Annotated in this window: 15 protein-coding genes; 3 read left to right on the plus strand and 12 right to left on the minus strand. The window is 72.2% G+C overall.

Translation table 11 applies throughout. The features are described from left to right. Positions 1–8 precede the first annotated feature (8 nt). On the plus strand, positions 9–1,100 hold the full coding sequence (locus PV734_RS37200) for an amidohydrolase family protein (RefSeq protein WP_319293819.1): 1,092 nt from the start codon (positions 9–11) through the stop codon (positions 1,098–1,100). Between the two features lie 175 nt (positions 1,101–1,275). Then, positions 1,276–2,166 (plus strand): SCO1860 family LAETG-anchored protein, encoded by an 891-nt coding sequence (locus tag PV734_RS37205; protein WP_319293821.1) that lies wholly within the window; start codon positions 1,276–1,278, stop codon positions 2,164–2,166. Between the two features lie 91 nt (positions 2,167–2,257). Here PV734_RS37205 and cobC read toward each other — a convergent pair whose 3' ends face one another. From cobC to cobM, 5 genes are all read right to left on the minus strand, one after another. Continuing rightward, positions 2,258–3,331 carry an Rv2231c family pyridoxal phosphate-dependent protein CobC gene (gene cobC / locus PV734_RS37210; protein ID WP_319293824.1) on the minus strand — a complete coding sequence of 358 codons (1,074 nt, stop codon included), beginning with the start codon at positions 3,329–3,331 and terminating at the stop codon, positions 2,258–2,260. Beyond that, a complete protein-coding gene (locus PV734_RS37215; RefSeq protein ID WP_319093816.1) occupies positions 3,321–4,259 on the minus strand; it encodes a sirohydrochlorin chelatase in 939 nt (312 codons plus the stop codon). The genes cobC and PV734_RS37215 overlap by 11 nt, the downstream gene beginning before the upstream one ends. A 94-nt stretch (positions 4,260–4,353) precedes the next feature. Beyond that, positions 4,354–6,075, minus strand: coding sequence for a precorrin-3B C(17)-methyltransferase (gene cobJ, locus PV734_RS37220; RefSeq protein WP_319293825.1), 1,722 nt, complete (start codon positions 6,073–6,075; stop codon positions 4,354–4,356). Continuing rightward, entirely contained in the window at positions 6,072–7,391 is a 1,320-nt protein-coding gene (cbiE, locus tag PV734_RS37225; protein WP_319093818.1) for a precorrin-6y C5,15-methyltransferase (decarboxylating) subunit CbiE, read from the minus strand. The genes cobJ and cbiE overlap by 4 nt, the downstream gene beginning before the upstream one ends. Next, positions 7,388–8,227: a precorrin-4 C(11)-methyltransferase gene (gene cobM / locus PV734_RS37230; RefSeq protein ID WP_319093819.1), complete on the minus strand. Its 840-nt coding sequence runs from the start codon at positions 8,225–8,227 to the stop codon at positions 7,388–7,390. Before cobM ends, cbiE begins: the two co-directional genes overlap by 4 nt. Before the next feature lie 98 nt (positions 8,228–8,325). On the opposite strand from cobM, the gene PV734_RS37235 reads away from it, so the two are divergent. Next, positions 8,326–9,075 carry a ZIP family metal transporter gene (locus PV734_RS37235; RefSeq protein WP_319093820.1) on the plus strand — a complete coding sequence of 250 codons (750 nt, stop codon included), beginning with the start codon at positions 8,326–8,328 and terminating at the stop codon, positions 9,073–9,075. Positions 9,076–9,083: 8 nt separating this feature from the next. Here the strand turns inward: PV734_RS37235 and cobI are convergent, their stop codons facing one another. The 7 genes from cobI to PV734_RS37270 are packed head-to-tail and all read right to left on the minus strand — an operon-like array spanning position 9,084 to position 20,128. Then, positions 9,084–9,836 carry a precorrin-2 C(20)-methyltransferase gene (gene cobI, locus PV734_RS37240; protein ID WP_319093821.1) on the minus strand — a complete coding sequence of 251 codons (753 nt, stop codon included), beginning with the start codon at positions 9,834–9,836 and terminating at the stop codon, positions 9,084–9,086. After that, on the minus strand, positions 9,821–11,350 hold the full coding sequence (locus tag PV734_RS37245; RefSeq protein ID WP_319093822.1) for a cobyrinate a,c-diamide synthase: 1,530 nt from the start codon (positions 11,348–11,350) through the stop codon (positions 9,821–9,823). The genes cobI and PV734_RS37245 overlap by 16 nt, the downstream gene beginning before the upstream one ends. 7 nt (positions 11,351–11,357) lie before the next feature. After that, on the minus strand, positions 11,358–11,957 hold the full coding sequence (gene cobO, locus PV734_RS37250; protein WP_319293828.1) for a cob(I)yrinic acid a,c-diamide adenosyltransferase: 600 nt from the start codon (positions 11,955–11,957) through the stop codon (positions 11,358–11,360). Beyond that, complete coding sequence (locus PV734_RS37255; protein ID WP_319293830.1) at positions 11,957–14,005, minus strand: putative cobaltochelatase; 2,049 nt, start codon at positions 14,003–14,005, stop codon at positions 11,957–11,959. Before PV734_RS37255 ends, cobO begins: the two co-directional genes overlap by 1 nt. Continuing rightward, positions 14,002–17,658, minus strand: a complete 3,657-nt coding sequence (gene cobN / locus PV734_RS37260) for a cobaltochelatase subunit CobN (protein WP_319293832.1) — start codon at positions 17,656–17,658, stop codon at positions 14,002–14,004. The genes PV734_RS37255 and cobN overlap by 4 nt, the downstream gene beginning before the upstream one ends. Further along, entirely contained in the window at positions 17,655–19,190 is a 1,536-nt protein-coding gene (locus PV734_RS37265; protein ID WP_319093826.1) for a cobyric acid synthase, read from the minus strand. Before PV734_RS37265 ends, cobN begins: the two co-directional genes overlap by 4 nt. Then, positions 19,187–20,128: a cobalamin biosynthesis protein gene (locus PV734_RS37270; RefSeq protein ID WP_319093827.1), complete on the minus strand. Its 942-nt coding sequence runs from the start codon at positions 20,126–20,128 to the stop codon at positions 19,187–19,189. Before PV734_RS37270 ends, PV734_RS37265 begins: the two co-directional genes overlap by 4 nt. Positions 20,129–20,155: the final 27 nt, after the last annotated feature.

Raw genomic sequence — 20,155 nt, forward strand, 5'->3', positions numbered from 1 at the left:
TGCCGTCCATGAGCGATCAGACGGTGCTGCGGGTGAAGGGGCGGGTGCTGGTCGGCCCGGAGGAGACCCGGGACGAGCTGTGGGTGGTCGGCGGCAGGATCACGTACGACCGCCCGTCCGGCGCCCGTGACATCCGCACGGTGGAGGGCTGGGCGCTGCCCGGTCTGGTCGACGCGCACTGTCATGTGGGCCTGGGACCGCACGGTCCGGTTCCCGAGGACACGGCGGAGAAGCAGGCGCTGACCGACCGGGACGCCGGAACCCTCCTCATCCGGGATGCCGGGTCACCGTCGGACACCCGCTGGACCGACGCCCGCGAGGACCTGCCGAAGATCATCAGGGCGGGTCGTCACATCGCCCGGACCCGCCGCTACATCCGGGGCTTCGCACACGAGATCGAGCCCGACGACCTGGTGGCGTACGTCGCCCAGGAGGCCCGGCGCGGCGACGGCTGGGTCAAGCTGGTGGGGGACTGGCTGGACCGCGGCACCGGCGACCTCTCCGCCTGCTGGCCGCGTGCGGAGGTCGAGGCGGCGATCGCGGAGGCCCACCGGCTGGGCGCGCGGGTCACGGCGCACTGCTTCGCGGAGGACTCCCTGCGGGACCTGGTCGAGGCGGGCATCGACTGCGTCGAGCACGCGACGGGCCTGACCGAGGACACGATCCCCCTGTTCGCCGCACACGGTGTCGCGATCGTCCCGACCCTGGTCAACATCGCGACCTTCCCGGACCTGGCGGCAGCCGGCGACGCCAAGTTCCCGACCTGGTCGGCCCATATGCGCCGCCTGCACGAACGCCGTTACGACACGGTGCGTTCCGCCTACGACGCGGGGATCCCGGTGTACGTCGGCACGGACGCGGGAGGCACCCTGCCGCACGGGCTGGTCGCGGCGGAGGTGGCCGAGCTGACCAGGGCCGGTATCCCGGCGCTCGCGGCCCTGTCGGCGACGACGTGGGGCGCGCGGGAGTGGCTCGGGCGGCCCGGGCTGGCGGAGGGGGCGGTGGCGGACCTGGTGGTGTACGAGAGTGATCCCCGGGCGGACGTACGGGTGTTGGGGGCGCCGTCGCGGGTGGTACTGAACGGGCGGGTCGTCGGCTGACCGTGGTGATGCGGGGGACCCGGGTGAATATGGAGAACATCCGTGCCGTGAGATTCGAAGGTCTGCGCGGAAACCTCACGTAGGAGTGAAGTCTCGTCAGATTGCTGACCGTTCACTCGCGGTACGTAATTCTTACCGGGTCTCAAGCGTGTCTCTTCCGAGGGGTCCCCGAACCGTGAACGCCAACCACTTCCGCCTGCCCGCACGCCGTCTGGTCACCGTCGCGGCGGCGACGGCCCTGGCCGCCAGTCCCGCGGCCCTGGCCCACGCGACGGAGGACCAGGGCCGCGCGAGCGCGGTCGTCCTCCGCACGGGGCTGAACGTCTCGCTCCTCAACAAGAGCGTGAACGTCCCCCTCGCGGTCTCCCTGAACGAGGTCCAGGCCCCGCGAAGCGCCGAACAGACCGCGCTGACAGCGTCGTTGGACGGCGTGGACGGCGGAAAGCCGTTCACCGTGCTCGGTGCGGAGGTCGCGGAGTCCAGAGCGACGGTGGCGGACGGCAGGGCGGAGGCCTCGACGAACCTCGCCCACGCCAAGCTCCATGTGCCCGGCCTTCCCCTTCTGTCGCTGATCGAGGTGGAGCAGGTCACGTCGAAGGCGACCTGCGTGGCGGGGGAGAAGCCGGTCGCCTCCGCGAACCTCCTGGGTTCGGTGACGGCCCTCGGGAAGAAGGTGACGCTGACGCCGAGCGGCCCGGTCGAGGTGAAGGTGCCCGGAGTCGGCGAGGTGCGGCTGGACCTGTCCCGGACGGAGACGACGACCCGTACGGCGGCTGCGACCGCGCTCGAACTCAAGGTGTCCGTCAACCCGTTGGACCTCAACGTGGCGGAGGTCGAGGGCACCGTGACCCTGGCGAAGGCGACCTGCGAAGCCCCGGCGACGCAGGCAGCGCCGCCGTCGAAGGTGAAGCCCCAGGGCGCCCCGGCGGAGGCGGGCCTCGCCGACACAGGCGGCAGCTCGACGACGCCGTACCTCGCGGCCGGAGCGGCGGCACTGCTCGCGACGGGCGCGGGAGCGGTCGCGCTGGCGCGCCGCCGCAAGTATTTCAGCCCGTCCGGCGTTTGAGGACGAGGCCCGTTCAGGGCCGAAAGGGGGGTCTGGGGGCGCAGCCCCCAGGAACGGGATGGGACGGGTAAGGGCGGCGGGGGCGAACAACTCACCGCCCGGCCAACATCACCGCCCGGTCGAACGCCTGCAGAAACCCGTTCACCGTCACCCGATCCCGCACGGCCACCCGCAACCACTCCTCCCCCAGGCCGGGAAACGTGTCCCCCCGCCGCACCGCATACCCCAGCCCCCGCAACCGCTCCCGCACCACAGCCGCCCGCCCCACCCGCACCAGCACGAACGGCCCCTCCGCCGGCCCCACCACCCGCACCCCGTCGGACCCGAACTCGGCCAGCCCGGCGACGAGATGAGCCCGGTCCGCCGCGACACGCCGCGCCGCCCCCGCCGCCTCCGCCAGCGCCCGCCCCGAGACACACGCCTCCGCCGCGGCCAACGCGGGCGTGGACACCGGCCACAACGGCTGCGCCCGCTCCAGCTCCACCACCGTCTCCGGCGCCGCCAGCACGTAGCCGATCCGCAGCCCCGCCAGCCCCCATGTCTTCGTCAGGCTCCGCAGCACCACCAGCCCGGGTACGTCCGTCCGCCCGGCCAGCGACTCCCGCTCACCCGGCACCGCGTCCATGAACGCCTCGTCGATCACCAACGTCCGCCCAGGGCGGGCGAGTCGGAGAAGGGCGGACGCCGGATGCAGCACGGACGTCGGGTTCGTCGGATTGCCGATCACCACCAGGTCGGCATCCTCGGGCACGAGCGCCGCGTCCAGCCGGAACCCGTCCTCGGCCCGCAACAGCACCCGGTCCACACTGTGCCCGGCGTCCCGCAGTGCCGCCTCCGGCTCCGTGAACTGCGGATGCACGATCACCGGCCGGCGAACCTTCAGGGCGCGCGCCAGCAGCACGAACGCCTCCGCCGCTCCGGCGGTGAGCAGCACCCGCTCCGCCGGCACCCCGTGCCGAGCCGCCACCGCCGCCCGCGCCGCCCGCCCGTCGGGATACGCGGCGAGCCCGCCGAGCGACCCGGCGATGTGCTCACGCAGCCAGGCCGGCGGGGTGTCCGCCCGGACGTTCACGGCGAGGTCGACCAACCTGGCGCCGTCGTCACGCACTTCGGCGTCGCCGTGGTGCCGAAGGTCGTGCCCGTCGGTGTCTCGGTCAGTGCGCATGGGAGTGCGAGTGCCCGTGTGAGTGTTGTCCATGATGGTGACCATCGTGGTCGCTGTCGTCGTCCGGATGGAAGTGCGGCTGCTGAGGCATTCCGACCTTGTCCTCGAAGCCGGGCAGCGCGATCCGGTACACGCACGAGTCGCAGTTCATCCGCAGATCCCCTCGCACGGCCTCCCGGTACCGCTCCATCACCAGGTCGAGCAGCTCCGGCTCCGGACCGATGACATCGGCGGACCGCACCTCGATCTCCGGGTGCGCGGCGGCCCAGCCCTCCGTCTGGTGCCGTACCCGGTCCGGCAGGATCCCGGTGAACAGGAAGTAGGGCAGGACGACGATCCGCCGTGCCCCCAGCTTCACGCACCGGTCGAGCCCCGACGGCACGTCCGGCGCCGCCAGCGACACGAAGGCCGTCTCGACACCGGCGTACCCCCGCCCCTCCCACAGCAGCCGCGCCGCCTTGAGCACCTCGGCGTTGGCGTCCGGGTCGGTGGAGCCGCGCCCGACCAGCAGCACGGTCACGTCGGCCCGGTCGGCGGGGGTACGCGCCCCGCCGCCCAGCGCCTCGTCCAGCCGCCGTTCCAGCACCGTCAGCAGCGCCGGGTGCGGACCCAGCGGACGCCCGTACGTGTAGGAGATCCCCGGGTGCCGCTCCTTCTCGCGGGACAGCGCGGCCGGGATGTCCCCCTTGGCGTGCCCGGCGGACACCAGCATCAGCGGAACGGCGGCGAAGCGTCGTACCCCCCGCTCCACCAGCTCGGTCACGGCGTCGCCCAGCGGCGGCGGAGACAGCTCGATGAAGCCGCCCGCGACGGGCAGTTCGGGGTTGCGGCGCCCCAACTCCCGTACGAAGTCACGGAACGCCTCGGCCCCGGCCTCGTCCCGGGTGCCGTGGCCGGCGATGAGCAGGGCGGGCGGCGGGGTGGTCACGATGTCTCCTCGGACGGTGAAGGGGATGAAATGGGCGAAGTGAAACGGAATGTGAAGTTGTTGGGAAGGCGGCCCGGAAGTACTCGACGAGGGTTCATCGCGGTGCCTCCTGCCAGCGGTACCCGCGAGGCGTGACCATACGGCCCGCGATGTTCCGGGTCGCGGTGTTGCCGACGGTCACGACCGTCATCATGTCGACGGTCGCCGGATCGAGGTCGGCCAGCGTCGTGACACGGCTGGACTCGTCGGGCCGGGACGCGTTGCGTACGACACCCACGGGCGTCGTCGGCTCCCGGTGCGCGCCGAGGACGGCGAGCGCCTTGGGCAGCTGCCAGTCACGGCCCCGGCTGCGCGGGTTGTAGAACGTCACGACGATGTCCGCCTCGGCCGCGGCCAGCACCCGCCGCTCGATGACGGGCCAGGGCGTGTGCAGGTCGGAGAGGCTGATGGACACGTGGTCGTGGCCGAGCGGGGCCCCGAGAATCGCGCCGGCGGCGAGGGCGGCCGTGACACCCGGCACCCCGATCACGTCGATGTCGTCGGACGCCTCGGCGAGCGCGGGCGACGCCATCGCGTACACGCCCGCGTCCCCGCTGCCGATCAGCGCGACCGCCTGCCCCTTCCGGGCCTCGGCCACAGCCGTCCGCGCCCGTTCCTCCTCGGCGCCGAGCCCCGACTCCAGGATCCGGGTACCGGGCCGCAGCAGATCACGGATCTGGTCGACGTACTGATCGAGCCCGACCAGCACCGACGCCCGCCGCAACTCCGCCTCGGCGCGCGGTGTCAGCAGGTCCCGCGCCCCGGGCCCGAGGCCCACGACCGCGAGCCGCCCGCGCCCCGGCCGCCGTACGACGGCACAGGTCGCCATGGCGGGCGCCCCGTCCGCACGCTCCGACTTCCGCTTGGGTACGAGGAGTTCACCCCCGCCGACCAGCGCGGCGGCCTCCGCCACGGACGGCGTACCGACGGCGGCGAGCGGCGCGGCGGAGGGATTGGGCACCTCGACCCCGGCCAACTCGTCGGCGGAGTACGTCACCACGGGCACCCCGAGCCGCTCGGCGGCCCCGACGATCCCGGGCTCGTCCGCCTTCGCGTCGACGGTGGCCAGCGCGGCGACCGAGGCCACCGAGAGCCTCGCGTCCGCCAACGCGCCCTGGATCAGGCCGAGTACCTCGTCGACCGGAGCGCCCTTGGAGGCACCGACGCCGACGACGAGAGACGGGGGCCGCAGCACGACCGCACCCGCACCGGAAGCGGCATCGGCGCCGTCGATCAGCCGGTCGGTGACCCGGATCGTCGGCCCGTCGCCCGGCGTCGCGGTCCCGACGTTGGCCGGCAGCGCGGGCAGCGGCCAGGCCGACTCCAGCTCCAGCGCGACGGGTTCACCGTCGAGCAGCGCCCGCGAGACCCCCGCGACATCGCCCTCCACGGGCAACCCGAGGGTGTCGAGCCCCGGCACCCCCACGGCGTCCGTCGCGGTGGTCACCACAGGCTCCGCACCCAGCAACTGCCCAACGGCACAGGCGAGTTCATTGGCCCCGCCGCCATGCCCGCCGACCAGCGACACGGCGAACCGTCCGCCCTCGTCGACGCACACCACACCGGGGTCGGACGCCTTGTCCGACAGCAGCGGGGCGACCAGTCGTACGACCGCACCCGTGGCCAGGAAGCACACGAGCTGGGTGCACTCTCCGAACGCGCGCCGGACGGCGTCGGCGACCGGCCCCTCGTACACACGCGTACGGTCGGGCCAGGCGGCGGCGAGCCGGTCACGCGCCGCCGCGCCCGCCGCCGTCGCGGAAATCAGGCCGATCACAGGGTGACTCCTTCATTGCCGGTACGTCTGTCTGTACGCGCCGAGGGGCGTGTGCCCCACAGCAGGAAAACGGGGTTGGTAGCCGCGAGCCGGGACACCTCACCGGGCAGCGGTGCGAGCCGGGACGACTGCAGCAACACCCCGTCGCAGTCGAGTCCGGCGTCGACGAGGGCCGCGCGCACGGCCGGTACCCGGTCGAGGGCGGCCAGTGCGACCACCACCGTCCGCCGGGCCCGCACCGCACAGGCGGCGACGATCGCGGGCAACTCGCGCCCGCCCCCGCCGATGAACACGGCGTCGGGCTCGTCGAGTCCGTCAAGTCCGCCGAGTCCGCCGGTGGAGGCGGGCAGTCGCTCAGGTGCGCTTCCTTCCACCACCCGCACCTCGACACCGTGCGCGGCGGCGTTGGCCCGCACCCGCTCCGCCCCGTCCGGTGTCTTCTCGACGGCGACGACAGCGGCCCCGAGCCGCGCGCACTCCACGGCCACGGACCCGGAACCCGCGCCGATGTCCCAGACCAGGTCACCGAGGCGCGGCCCGAGCCGGGCGAGTGCCAGGGCGCGTACCTCGAACTTGGTGATCATCGAGTCGCGATGGGCGAACTCCCGCTCGTCCAGGGCCCATCGGGCGGGCCCGGCGAACTCCCCGGCGACCGTGACGGGGACGGTGGCGAGAGCCCGCGCCTCGTCCAGACAGAGCACCACGCTGACCGCGTCGCCCCAGTCCCGTCGCGCGGCCTCGGCAGGCGTGACCCGCTCGACGCGTTCGAGTTCCGGATCACCCAGCGCCGAGGCGACGACCAGAACACGCGCCCCCGGACCATCGCCGGGACCGCCGGCCAGCGCCGCGCCCAGCTCGGCGGGCCCGGCGCCGGGACCGGTCAGCACCGCCACCTTCGGGCGAGCCCGGCACACGTTCACCGCCGTACGCAGCGCACGCCCGTGCGCGCTGACGACCACGGCATCGTCCCAGGTCAGCCCCGTCCGGGCGAACGCCGTCGCGACGGAGGACACCCCGGGCCGGACATCGAGCCGCCCGGCCCCGAACCGCTCGGCCAGCGCCCGCACGATCCCGAAGAACCCGGGATCACCGGAGGCGAGCACGACAACGGGCCGTTCCTTCCCGACGTACTCCTCGATGGCGTCGAGCGCGGGCGCCAGCGCCCCGAGGGCAACCCGTTCGGCGCCCTCCGACACCGTCGCCGCCACCGCGGCCAGATGCCGTCGGCCGCCCACGACCAGCGCGGCCCCGGCGACGGCGGCCGTGGCGTCCGGCGGAAGCGGCGCCCCCGTCCCCGTACCGATGACCGTGATCACGTACTCGCCCCTCGCTCGCGCAACGCCCGGCGGGCCGCCGGGTCGGCCTTGCGGAAGCCGTGGAAGTGGCCGGGGTGGTAGAGGTGCGAGCGGGTGCCGCTGGCGTCGAGGGCCGGGCCGATCAGGAACAAGGTGTGCTTCCACAGCTTGTGCTCCTTGACCGTCTCCTCCAGCGTCTCGATCGTGCACCGCACGATCAGCTCCTCGGGCCAGGTCGCCTGGTAGGCGATGACGACCGGTGTCGACGTCGGATAACCGCCCTCCAGCAGCTCCCGTACGAGCTGTCCGCTACGGGCGGCGGACAGGAAGATCGCCATGGTGGTCCCGTGCCGGGCGAACTCCCGCACCTCCTCGCCCGGTGGCATCGGCGTCTTGCCGCCGCCGAGCCGGGTCAGGATCACGGACTGCGCGACCTCGGGGATGGTCAGCTCACGCTGGGCGAGGGCGGCGACCGCCGAGAAGGAGGAGACCCCGGGGACGATCTCGGTCTCGATCCCGATCTCGGCACACCGGTCCACCTGCTCCTGGGTGCCGCCCCAGAGCGCGGGATCGCCGGAGTGGATACGTGCGACGCGCAGGCCCTCGCGCACGGCACGCTCGTACACGGCGACGACGTCCTCCAGCGACATGGCCGCCGAGTCGAGGATCTCCGCCCCTTCGCGCGCATGTTCGAGGACCGCCTCCTGGACGAGGCTGGCCGCCCAGATCACGATGTCCGCCTCGGCGATGGCGCGGGCCGCGCGGAACGTGAGCAGATCGGCGGCGCCGGGGCCGGCACCGACGAACGTCACCTTGCCGGTGGGAGCGCCAGTGGAAACGTCGGCCGTGGGAGCCATGGGGCGAGATCCTCTCTTACGGAATGGAGAAACTGTCAGTGGATGTGCGGGTGGGTGTGGAGGTGCGCGAAGGCGGGTCGATCGGATAGCAAGGGCACATGGCGGTCTTCGTCGCGCTCGGCGCGTTCCTGATGACGCTGGCCGGCGGCTGGACGGCACTGCGGGTGACCGACCGCCGCCATCTCGTCCTTGGCCTGGCCGGCGGCCTGATGCTGGGCGTGGTCGGCCTCGACCTGCTGCCGGAGGCGCTGCACGCGGCCGGCGAGGAGGTGTTCGGCGTACCGGCCGCCCTGCTGCTGTTCGTCGCCGGCTTTCTGTTGGCCCATCTGGTGGAACGTCTGCTCGCCGTACGACAGGCCGCGCACGGCGCCGCCACGGGGACCGGGGAACACGGCACGAACGACGGCCGGGCGCCCCAGGTCGGCCTGACGGCCGCCGCGGCGATGGTCGGCCACAGCGCGATGGACGGCGTCGCGATCGGCGCGGCCTTCCAGGTGGGCGGCGGGATGGGCCTCGCCGTCGCGCTCGCCGTGATCGCCCACGACTTCGCCGACGGCTTCAACACGTACACGATCACGAGCCTGTACGGAAACGCCCGCCGCAAGGCCGTGGCCATGCTGTTCGCCGACGCGGCGGCACCGGTCGTGGGCGCGACCTCCACCCTCTTCCTCACGATCCCCGAACGGGCGCTCGGCGGCTATCTCGGCCTCTTCGGCGGCGTACTGCTCTACCTCGCGGCCGCCGAGATCCTCCCCGAGGCCCACCACGACCACCCCACCCATTCGACGGTGCTGTGCACGATCGCGGGCGTGGCGTTCATCTGGCTGGTGGTGGGCCTGTCGGGCTGAGCGGTGGTTCACAACTTGCCGCCCCTGCCGCCGTGGCGTGGCGCGGGCGCGATGAGGGTGGAGAGGTAAGGCAGCGGCGCACCGTCGAGCTCGTCGGCGGGCCGGATGGACTCGTCCTCCAGCCCCAGGGCCGACCCCCACACCGCGTCGCCGATCCGCCCGCTCTCCCGCAACGCCTCGGCGACCTCCCGAGCCTGCCGCCCGAACTTGTACGCCACGACGGTGCCCGGCCCGCTGAGCGCCTCCTTGAGCACAGCGGCCCCGGCCGTCACGGGCACGAGTGTCAGCGGCTCGGTCCCCTCGGTGAGCACGGCCCCCGAGCGCGCCGCAAGATCCTGCATCGCGGTGATACCGGGCACGGTCTCGACGGCGACGGACGGCATCAACTCCCCGATGGTGTGGGCGAGATAGGTGAACGTCGAGTACACGTTGGGATCACCGATGGTCGCGAAGGCGACGACGGGGTGCGTGCCGAGCAACTCGGCGACCCGAGCACCGGCGGCGTCCCAGGCGGCCTCGCGCCGAGCGTGGTCGGACCGCTCGTTGAGCGCGAAGACGACCCGGACGATCTTCTCGGCGGGCACGTAGTGCAGCACGGTCGCCTCGGCGCGCCCCCGCTCAAGGGTGTCCATCACGGGTACGACGATCACATCGGCGGCGCGCAACGCGTTGACGCCCTTGACGGTCACGAGCTCGGGATCACCGGGCCCGACCCCGACACCGACAAGCCTGCTGATGCTGCTGCTCATGACGTCAGACACCTCTCCACGAACCGACGGGCGACACCGGGCGCCGACGCCCAGTGCGTGTGCAGATAACTCGCGTGCACACCGCGCTGTACGAAACCCTCGACCCGCCGGACCGGGCTACGCACACCCCAGGCCGGCTCCGCCCCCGCCCCGGGCTCGACAACGGTCCGATGGAACTCGTGTCCACGCATCCGGGTACCGGCCACGGCCAGTGAACTGTCACTCACGGCCACGGCATCCCGATAGCCGAGGGTGAGCCGATCACTCATCCGGGCGGTGGCATCGAGCACCCCGCACATGGGCAGCCCGTCCAACTCCCGTCCCAGATACAGCAACCCGGCACACTCGGCGGCAACGGGCGCACCGCTCAGGGCGAGAGCGGCGATGGACTTCCGCAGCGGCTCGTTGGCGGACAACTCGGCAGCGAAAACCTCGGGAAACCCACCCCCGATGACCACCCCCCGCGTCCCGAGGGGCAGTTCCTCATCCCGAAGCGGATCAAACACGACCACCTCGGCCCCGGCGGCAACCAACAACTCGACCTGCTCGGCATAGGAAAAGGTGAAGGCGGCTCCGCCGGCGAGAGCGACGGTCACTTTGGAGGCGCCGCCCGGCACCTTCAGCCCGTCCGGCGTTTGAGGACGAGGCCCCTTCGGGGCCGAAAGGGGGGTCTGGGGGCGCAGCCCCCAGTGGGGGTCCCCCCTCTGGGGGAGGGACGGGACGGGTAGGGGCGGCGGGGGCGAGGAAACCACAACCTCACCCGCATCCCACCCCCCACACGCCAACGCCCCCGCACCACGCGCCACCCCCATCAACGCCTCAAGATCACACCCCGCAGCAACCTGCACCCCCATCGCCGCCACAGCCTGCGCAGCAACCCCCCGCCGCTCGCCAACCGGCACCAACCCCAGATGCCGGGAAGGCACATCCACCTGCGGAACCCGCCGAAGCACCCCCAGCACAGGCACCCCCACCGAATCCAAAGCCTCCCGCAGCATCTCCTCATGCCGATCCGACGCGACCTTGTTGAGAATCACGCCCCCGATCCGCACGTCGGGATCCCACGACACGAACCCGTGCACGAGAGCGGCGACGGACCGGGCCTGCGAAGACGCGTCCACAACAAGCACCACCGGCGCCCGCAGCAACTTCGCCACCTGAGCAGTGGACGCGAGTTCACCCTCACCCGCCGCCCCGTCGTACAGCCCCATCACACCCTCGACCACGGCGATGTCACACCCGCGCGCCCCGTGCAGGAACAGCGGCCCGACCAACTCGGGCCCGCACATGTACGCGTCGAGATTCCGCCCCACCCGCCCGGTGGCGAGCGCGTGATACCCGGGGTCGATGTAGTCGGGCCCGACCTTGTGCGGAGACACGGCGAGCCCCCGCGAGGCGAACGCGGCCATCAACCCCGTGGCGACGGTGGTCTTGCCGCTGCCCGAGGAGGGCGCGGCAATGACCAGCCGGGGCACGGAGGCCAGGGAGGAGGAAGCCGACGGTGAGGTCGGCGGGGGAGTCAGCACGGTGCGGTCACCACTCGATCCCCCGCTGCCCCTTCTGCCCGGCGTCCATCGGATGCTTGACCTTGGACATGTCCGTCACCAGATCCGCGAACTCCACCAGCTTCTCGGGCGCGTTCCGCCCGGTGATCACCACATGCTGGTTACCGGGCCGGTCCCGCAGCACCGAGACCACCTCGTCGACATCGACCCACCCCCAGTGCATGGGGTAGGCGAACTCGTCCAGCACGTACAGCTTGTACGTCTCGGCGGCGAGGTCCCGTTTGACCTGCTCCCAGCCCTCCCGGGCCTTCTCCTCGTTGTCGAGCTGCGCGTCACGCTGCACCCACGACCAGCCCTCGCCCATCTTGTGCCAGTCGACGGAGCCGCCCTCCCCGCTGGCCCCCAGCACGCGAAGCGCGTTCTCTTCCCCCACCTTCCACTTCGCCGACTTGACGAACTGGAACACCCCGATGGGCCACCCCTGATTCCAGGCGCGCAACGCCAGCCCGAAAGCAGCGGTCGACTTGCCCTTCCCGACGCCCGTATGGACGACGACAAGCGGCCGGTTACGCCGCTGCCTGGTCGTCAGACCGTCCTCCGGTACGACACTCGGCTGTCCCTGCGGCATTACGCGGCCCTCCTCGAAGTCCCAGTCCCCTGCACATCCCTCACCAGACCGGCGATGGAGTCCGCCCGCAACTCGTCGAGTGTCACCGCCGTACCTCCGAGCTCACCCGCGAGCTGCCCCGCGAGTCCCAGCCGTACCGGCCCGGACTCGCAGTCGACGACCACGGAGGCGACCCCCTCGGCAGCGAACAGACGAGCCGCCCGCCCGGCCAGTGCGACCGGCTCCGGTCCACCCGTGGCCCGCCCGTCGGTCACGACCACCACCAGCGCACGCCGGGCCGGATCCCGCATCCGCTCCACCCGGAGCACGTCGTGCGCCTTCAGCAGCCCCGCCGCGATCGGCGTACGCCCACCGGTGGGCAGCGACTCCAGCCGAACGGCCGCCGCGTCCACGGACGAGGTCGGCGGCAGAGCGACATCGCCCGCCGTCCCCCGGAACGTCACCAGCCCCACCTTGTCCCGCCGCTGGTAGGCGTCGAGCAACAGCGACAGCACAGCGCCCTTGACGGCACTCATCCGCTGCCGAGCGGCCATCGACCCCGAGGCGTCCACGACGAACAGCACGAGATTCCCCTCGCGCCCCTCCCGGGTGGCCTGCCGCAGGTCGTCCCGCCGCACGACGAGCCCGCGCCCGACCCGCCCCCGCGCCCGCTGATGCGGCGCCGCGGCCTGCACGGTAGCCGCCAGGTGCAGCTTGTTGAGTGCTCCCCGGGGCCGCCGGGACCCCGTCGTCCGCCCCCGCTCGGTACGCGCCCGCGACCGCCGCCCGGCAGCACCCTCGCCCACACCGGGCACACTCAGCACCTTGGTACGGAAGGGCTCGGCAGCCCGTACGGGCTGCTGCTCGCCGGCACCGGCCCCCGACGACCGGGGTTCCCCGCTCTCTCCGGCCTCGGGCCGCGCACCGGCGTCATCCCCCTGTGGACCGTCTTCGGGACCGTCGGACTCCGGTGCCCGGCCACCGCCGCCCCCGGGCCCGTCAGGTCCGGGATCAGGATCCTCGTCGTCACCGTCGCCCGCACCGTCACCCGGACTCCGGTCGCCGAACTCCTCCAGCGTCTCGTCGAGCTTGTTCTCGTCAAGTCCGGGCGCGTCAAAGGGATTCCGCCGCCGCCGGTGGGGCAGAGCGAGCAGCGCGGCCTGCCGGACATCCTCCGCGAGCACGTCGGTACGCCCCGCCCAGGCGGCCAGCGCGACCGCTGTCCGCGCCATCACGATGTCGGCGCGCATCCCGTCCACCTCGAAGGCGGCACAGGTCGCGGCGATCTGCCTGAGCGCCCCGTCGCCCAGCCGGACCGACGGCAACAACTCCCGCGCGGCGACGATCCGGGCTCGTACGGCGGCCTCCTCGTCGGCCCACCGAACGGTGAACCCGGCGGGGTCGTCGTCGTACGCCAGCCGCCGCCGCACGACCTCCACCCGCTGGTCGGGCTCCCTCGAGGCCGCGACCTCGACGGTCAGCCCGAACCGGTCGAGCAGCTGCGGGCGCAGCTCACCCTCCTCCGGGTTCATGGTCCCGACGAGCAGGAACTTCGCCGCGTGCCGTACGGAGACACCCTCGCGTTCGACGTAGGAGGCGCCCATCGCGGCGGCGTCCAGCAGCAGGTCCACGAGATGGTCGTGCAGCAGGTTGACCTCGTCGACGTACAGGATCCCGCGATGCGCGTCGGCGAGCAGTCCGGGCTCGAAGGACTTCACGCCCTCCGCGAGCGCCCGCTCGATGTCGAGCGCCCCGACGAGCCGGTCCTCGGAGGCGCCGACGGGCAGCTCGACCATGCGGGCGGCCCGGGTCTCGTAGGCCCCGCCCTCGTGCGGCCCGTCGGGACAGGCCGGATCGGGCGCCCCCGGATCGCATGAGAACCGGCACCCGGCGACGACGTCGACGCCGGGCAGCAGCACCGAAAGAGCGCGCACGGCGGTGGACTTGGCGGTGCCCTTCTCGCCGCGCACCAACACACCGCCCACCGCGGGCGAGACGGCGTTCAACAGCAGTGCGAGCCGCAGGTCGTCCTGGCCGACGACGGCCGTGAACGGAAAGGGGGTACTCACTTGTCGTCGCCCTCCAGGTCGCCTTCGAGCTCCAGATAGGTCGCGCGCAGCCGCTCGATCGTGTCGGCGTCGGGCTCGGCCCACAACCCGCGGTCGGCGGCCTCCAGCAGCCGTTCGGTGATCCCGCGCAGCGCCCAGGGATTGGATGTCTTCATGAAGTCCCGGTTCTCGGCGTCGAAGACGTACTCGGCCGACAACTTCTCGTACATCCAGTCGTCCACAACCCCCGCCGTGGCGTCGTACCCGAACAGGTAGTCCACGGTCGCGGCCATCTCGAACGCACCCTTGTAGCCGTGCCGCCGCATCGCCGCCATCCAGCGCGGGTTGACCACCCGCGCCCGGAACACCCGGTGGGTCTCCTCGCCCAGGGTCCGGGTCTTCACCTGGTCGGGAGTCGCCGAATCCCCGACGTACGCCTCGGGGCTGGCCCCCGTCAGATGCCGCACCATCGCGACCATGCCGCCGTGGTACTGGAAGTAGTCGTCCGCGTCGACAAGATCATGCTCACGCGTGTCGACATTCTTCGCCGCCACAGCGATCCGCCGGAACGCCGTCTCCATGTCCCCCCGAGCAGCCCGGCCGTCCAGCCCACGCCCGTACGCGTAACCACCCCACACCGCGTACACCTCGGCGAGATCCGCATCGCTGCGCCAGTTCCGCGCATCGATCAACGGAAGCAGCCCGGCCCCGTAGGCCCCCGGCTTCGACCCGAAGATCCGAGCCGTGGCCCGTCGCCGGTCACCGTGCTCCGCCGCGTCGGCGTCCACGTGGGCCCGCACGAAGTTGGACTCGGCAGGCTCGTCCAGTTCCGCGACCGCCCGCACCGCGTCGTCGATCAGCCCGACCACGTGCGGGAACGCGTCCCGGAAGAACCCGGAAATACGGACGGTGACGTCGATACGAGGCCGCCCCAGTTCCTCGACCGGCACCACCTCGAACCCGGTCACGCGGCGCGAAGCGTCGTCCCACACCGGACGGCAGCCCAGCAGCGCCAGGATCTCGGCGATGTCGTCACCCTGGGTCCGCATGGCCGACGTACCCCAGACCGTCAGGCCGACGGAGGTCGGGTACTCGCCGTTGTCGGCGAGGTAGCGCTGCACGAGTGAGTCGGCGAGTGCCTGTCCGACCTCCCAACTCAGCCTGGACGGGATGGCCTTGGGGTCGACCGAGTAGAAGTTGCGGCCGGTCGGCAGGACGTTCACCAGTCCACGCGTGGGTGAACCCGAGGGCCCCGCCGGGATGTAACCGCCGTCAAGTGCCTTGAGGATGTGGGTGATCTCGTCCGTCGTACGGGCCAGCCGGGGCACCACCTCACGGCACGCGAACTCCAACACCGCTACGGCATCGGCCAGTTCGAGACCCAGTACGTCCCGTACGAGCGCGGGAACCGTCGCGGCGTCCCACGCCCGCTCCTCCATGCCCTCCGCGAGCCGGCGGCACAGCTGCTCCAGCAGATCGATCGCGTCGGCGGCCGAACGCGAGGGCCCTGCCACCAGATCCGTCAGCTCGACCGGCAGTTTCACCGGAGCCCCCGGCTCGGCCAGCAACTCCTTCTCCACCAGCCCGAAATGAACGGCGAGCGCGGCCCGCAGCCCCGGCAGGGCGTTCGCCGTGCCGCCCCACACCTGCGAGGCGCGCAGCACGGCCAGGACGAGGTTCACGCGCGGTTCGGCCTCCGGGCCGCCGCCGAGAATGTGCAGCCCGTCACGGATCTGCACGTCCTTGATCTCGCACAGATAGCCGTCGATGTGCATGACGAACGAGTCGAACGCGTCGTCGTCCGGCTGGTCGTCCACATGCAGGTCGTGATGCAGCTCGGCCGCCTTGACCAGCGTCCAGATCTGCGCGCGCACCGCCGGAGCCTTCGTCGGGTCCAGGTCGGAGACGAGCGCGTACTCGTCGAGGAGCTGCTCCAGCTTCGCCAGGTCGCCGTAGGTGTCCGCGCGCGCCATCGGCGGTACGAGGTGGTCGACGACCGTGGCGTGTCCGCGCCGCTTGGCCTGGGTGCCCTCGCCCGGGTCGTTGACGATGAAGGGGTAGACCAGGGGGAGTTCACCGAGCACGGCGTCGGGCCCGCACCCCGCGCTCAGCCCGAGTCCCTTGCCGGGCAGCCACTCCATGGTGCCGTGCTTGCCCATGTGGACGATGGCGTCCGCGCCGAACGAATTCTCCAACCACCGGTAGGTCGCCATGTAGTGGTGGGAGGGCGGCATGTCGGGGTCGTGGTAAATCGCGATCGGGTTCTCGCCGAAGCCGCGCGGCGGCTGGATCATCACGACGACGTTCCCGAACCGCAGGGAGGCCAGGACGATGTCGTCCCCGTCGACGTACAGGGAGCCGGGCGGCTCGCCCCACGCCTCCAGCATCCCGTCCCGCATCCCGCTGTCCAGCTTGTCGAACCACGCCTGATAGTCGGCGAGCGGCACCCGCGCCGGCGCGGCGGCCAGCTGGTCCTCCGTCAGCCACTCCACGTCGTGACCGCCGGCCGCGATGAGCCGGTGGATCAACTCGTCCCCGTTGTCGGGGTATTCGGTGAGCGAGTACCCGGCGGCGCGCAGCGCGTCCAGCACCCGTACCGCCGACGCGGGCGTGTCGAGGCCCACCGCGTTGCCGACACGGGAGTGCTTGGTCGGGTAGGCGGTGAAGACGAGGGCGAGCTTCTTCTCGGCGTTCGGCTTGTACTTCAACCGGGCGTGCCGTACGGCGATTCCGGCGACGCGCGCGGCCCGCTCGGGGTCGGCGACGTACACGGGGACGCCGTCGGGGCCGTCCTCCTTGAAGGAGAACGGCACGGTGATCAGCCGGCCGTCGAACTCGGGGATGGCGACCTGCATCGCCGCGTCCATGGGGGAGAGGGCGGCGTCGGAACCGTCCCACGTACTCCTCGACGACGTGAGGCAGAGCCCCTGCAGCACAGGGACATCGAGGTCGGCGAGCGCCCCGATGTCCCAGGCCTCCTCGTCACCCCCGGCCGACGCGTCCGAGGCATGCGTACCGCCGGCGGCGAGGACGGTGGCGACGAGGGCATCCGCGCCGGCGAGCAGCTCGTACAGTCCCGCGTCGGCTCCGCGCAGTGAACCGCAGTACACGGGAAGGGCGTTGGCGCCCCGCGCCTCGATCGCCTCGCACAGTGTGTCGACGAACCCGGTGTTGCCGCTGAGCTCGTGGGCCCGGTAGAAGAGCACCCCGATGGTCGGACGGCCACTCTCGCGGGCGTACGAGCCGTGTGTCCCGAACTCGGGCATCTTCTGCGGCTCGACGAACCCCTCGCCGGTCAGCAGCACGGTGTCGGACAGGAACCGGGCCAGCTCCACGAGGTTGGCGGGCCCGCCCTCGACCAGATAGCGCAACGCCTCCGCGACCACACCGGCGGGCACCGACGACTCGGCCATCAACTCGGCGTCGGGTACGGCCTCCCCGCCGAGCAGCACGGTGGGCACACCGGACGACTTGAGGTAGGCGAGCCCGTCCTCCCAGGCGCGCTTGCCGCCCAGCAGTCGTACGACGGCGATGTCCGCGCCCTCGACGAGCGCGGGCAACTCCTCCGCGACATCCACCCGGGTCGGATTGCCGATCCGGTACGAGACACCGGAGGCGGCCCGGGCCGCCAGCAGGTCCGTGTCGGCGGTCGACAACAACAACACTGTGCTCATGCGGGTGCTCCCGGTGGAATGAAGGGCAGTCCTTGCGGCGCGCCCGACTCGATGAGCCGCCAGAGCGCGTCGGTGTCCGCGTGCTGTTCGACGAGATCGCCGAGCAGGTCGAGCTGTTCCTCGCGCAGCGCGGCGAAGGAGGTGTCGGGGGCCGGCACGAAGCGGCGGCCCGCGGCGGCGGCCACCTCACGCAGGAACGCCCGCCGGAACCCGTCGGATTCGAGCGAGCCGTGCCAGTGCGTACCCCAGACGCTCCCGACCCGGCACCCGTCCAGGAAGGCTTCCCCACCCAGGACTTCGGCGACCCCGTGATGGATCTCGTACCCCTCGACCTGTTCGCCGAGGGCGGTGCCGACGGGCCGGGTGAGGGTCTTCTCCCGGGCGAACCGCACCCGGACGGGTAGGAGCCCGAGCCCCTCGACATGGCCCTGCCGGCTCTCGACCTCGTCCTCGATGTGCTCGCCGAGGATCTGGAAGCCACCGCAGACACCGAGCACGGGCCGCCCCTCGGCGGCACGGCGGGCGATGGCGTCGGCGAGGCCGCGCTCCCGCAGCCACGCCAGTGCCTTCACCGTCCCCCGCGTACCCGGAACGACGACGAGGTCGGCGTCGGCCAGTTCCTCCGGCCGGTCCACGAACCGCACCACGACGCCCGGTTCGGCGGCGAGCGCGTCGACGTCGGTGAAGTTGGACATCAGCGGGATCGCGCACACGGCCACCCGGAGCACGTCCTCCCCGACGGGCGGCGAGACGTTCGACTCCCGCACGGTCCCCCGCAGCGAGACCCTCAGCCCGTCCTCCTCGTCGATGCCGAGGCCGTGCCGGAAGGGCAGCACACCGTAGGTCGGCCGTCCGGTGAGCCCACGGAGCATGTCGAGCCCGGGTTCCAGCAGGGACACGTCCCCCCGGAACTTGTTCACGAGGAACCCGGCGACAAGCGCCTGGTCCTCGGGAGACAGCAGGGCGACGGTCCCGAAGAAGGAGGCGAACACACCGCCACGGTCGATGTCGCCGACGACGAGCACCGGGAGCCGGGCGTTGCGCGCGATTCCCATGTTGACGATGTCGGTCCGCCTGAGGTTGATCTCAGCCGGGCTCCCGGCCCCCTCACAGATCACCGCGTCATACGTGCCCCGCAGTTCGGCGAGGCACTCCAGCACGGTCCCGAGAAGTCGTTGTTGCCGCCCCCCGTGATACCCACGGGCGCTCATCTCCCCGACGGGCTTGCCCATGAGCACGACCTGGCTGCTCTGGTCGCTCCCCGGCTTCAGCAGCACGGGATTCATGAGGGCGGTGGGTTCCACCCGGCACGCCTGCGCCTGCATGGCCTGCGCCCGTCCGATCTCGGCGCCCTCCCGCGTGACGAAGGAGTTGAGGGACATGTTCTGCGCCTTGAACGGCGCGACCCTGACCCCCTGTCGCACCAGCCACCGGCAGATCCCGGCGGTGACGACGCTCTTGCCTGCGTCGGAGGTGGTCCCCGCGACGAGCAGCCCACCACCGAGGGCCCCGCCACTCCCGAGGTGTGTCATGAGGCGCGCCCCTTCAGCAGGGCCCGCGCGGCGACACCGACGCCGAGCGCGAGCACACCGACCCGACGGGACAGCCGAACGGCCCGTTCGATGTCGTGGACCTCCACGGCACGCCCCTCCTGGTTCAGCACCGGCCGATGCTCGACCCGCCCGCCGTAGGACAGGGTCCCGCCGAGCCGGACGCCCAGGGCGCCCGCGAAAGAAGCCTCCACGGGCCCGGCGTTGGGACTCGGATGTCTGCCGGCGTCGTCCCGCCAGGCCCGTACGGCAGCCCGGCGATCACCACCGGTGAGTGCGGCCAGTACGGCGGTGAGCCGCGCCCCCGGCCACCCCGCCACATCGTCCAGGCGGGCGGAGGCCCACCCGTAGCGCCGGTACCGGTCCGACCTGTGACCCACCATCGCGTCAAGGGTGTTGACGGCCCGGAACCCGACCAGCCCGGGCACGCCACCCAGGGCGCCCCAGACCAGCGCGCCCACCACGGCGTCGGAGGTGTTCTCGGCGACGGACTCGACGACCGCCCGGGCGATCCCGGCGGAGTCGAGAGCCTGCGGATCCCGTCCGCAGAGATGGGGCAGCCGCTCCCGCGCACCCTCGACGTCCCCGGTCTCCAGCGACCGGCCGACGGCCCGCGCCTCCCGGCCCAGGGAGGTGCCGCCGACGACGGCCCAGGTGGCGGCGGCGGTGAGAGCGACGGAAGCGGTACGGGAAGGACGTACGAGACGATCGGCCGCGGCGGCGAGGGAGACGGCGCCTCCCACACACACGGCGGTGTGCAGCGCGCCCCACCCTCGATGGTCCCGCCACAGGACCCGCTCGACGGCGCCGGCGGCCCGCCCGAACGCGGCGACCGGATGCCCGCGGCGAGGGTCGCCCAGGATCAGATCAGCGAGGAGTCCGGCGGTGGCGCCGTACGCGAAGACGCGATCGGCACGCATCGGCTCAGCCGGCCGTGGGATCGGGCA

The organism is Streptomyces sp. AK08-02 (assembly GCF_033795085.1).
In the GTDB taxonomy this organism is placed as follows: Bacteria; Actinomycetota; Actinomycetes; order Streptomycetales; family Streptomycetaceae; genus Streptomyces; species Streptomyces echiniscabiei.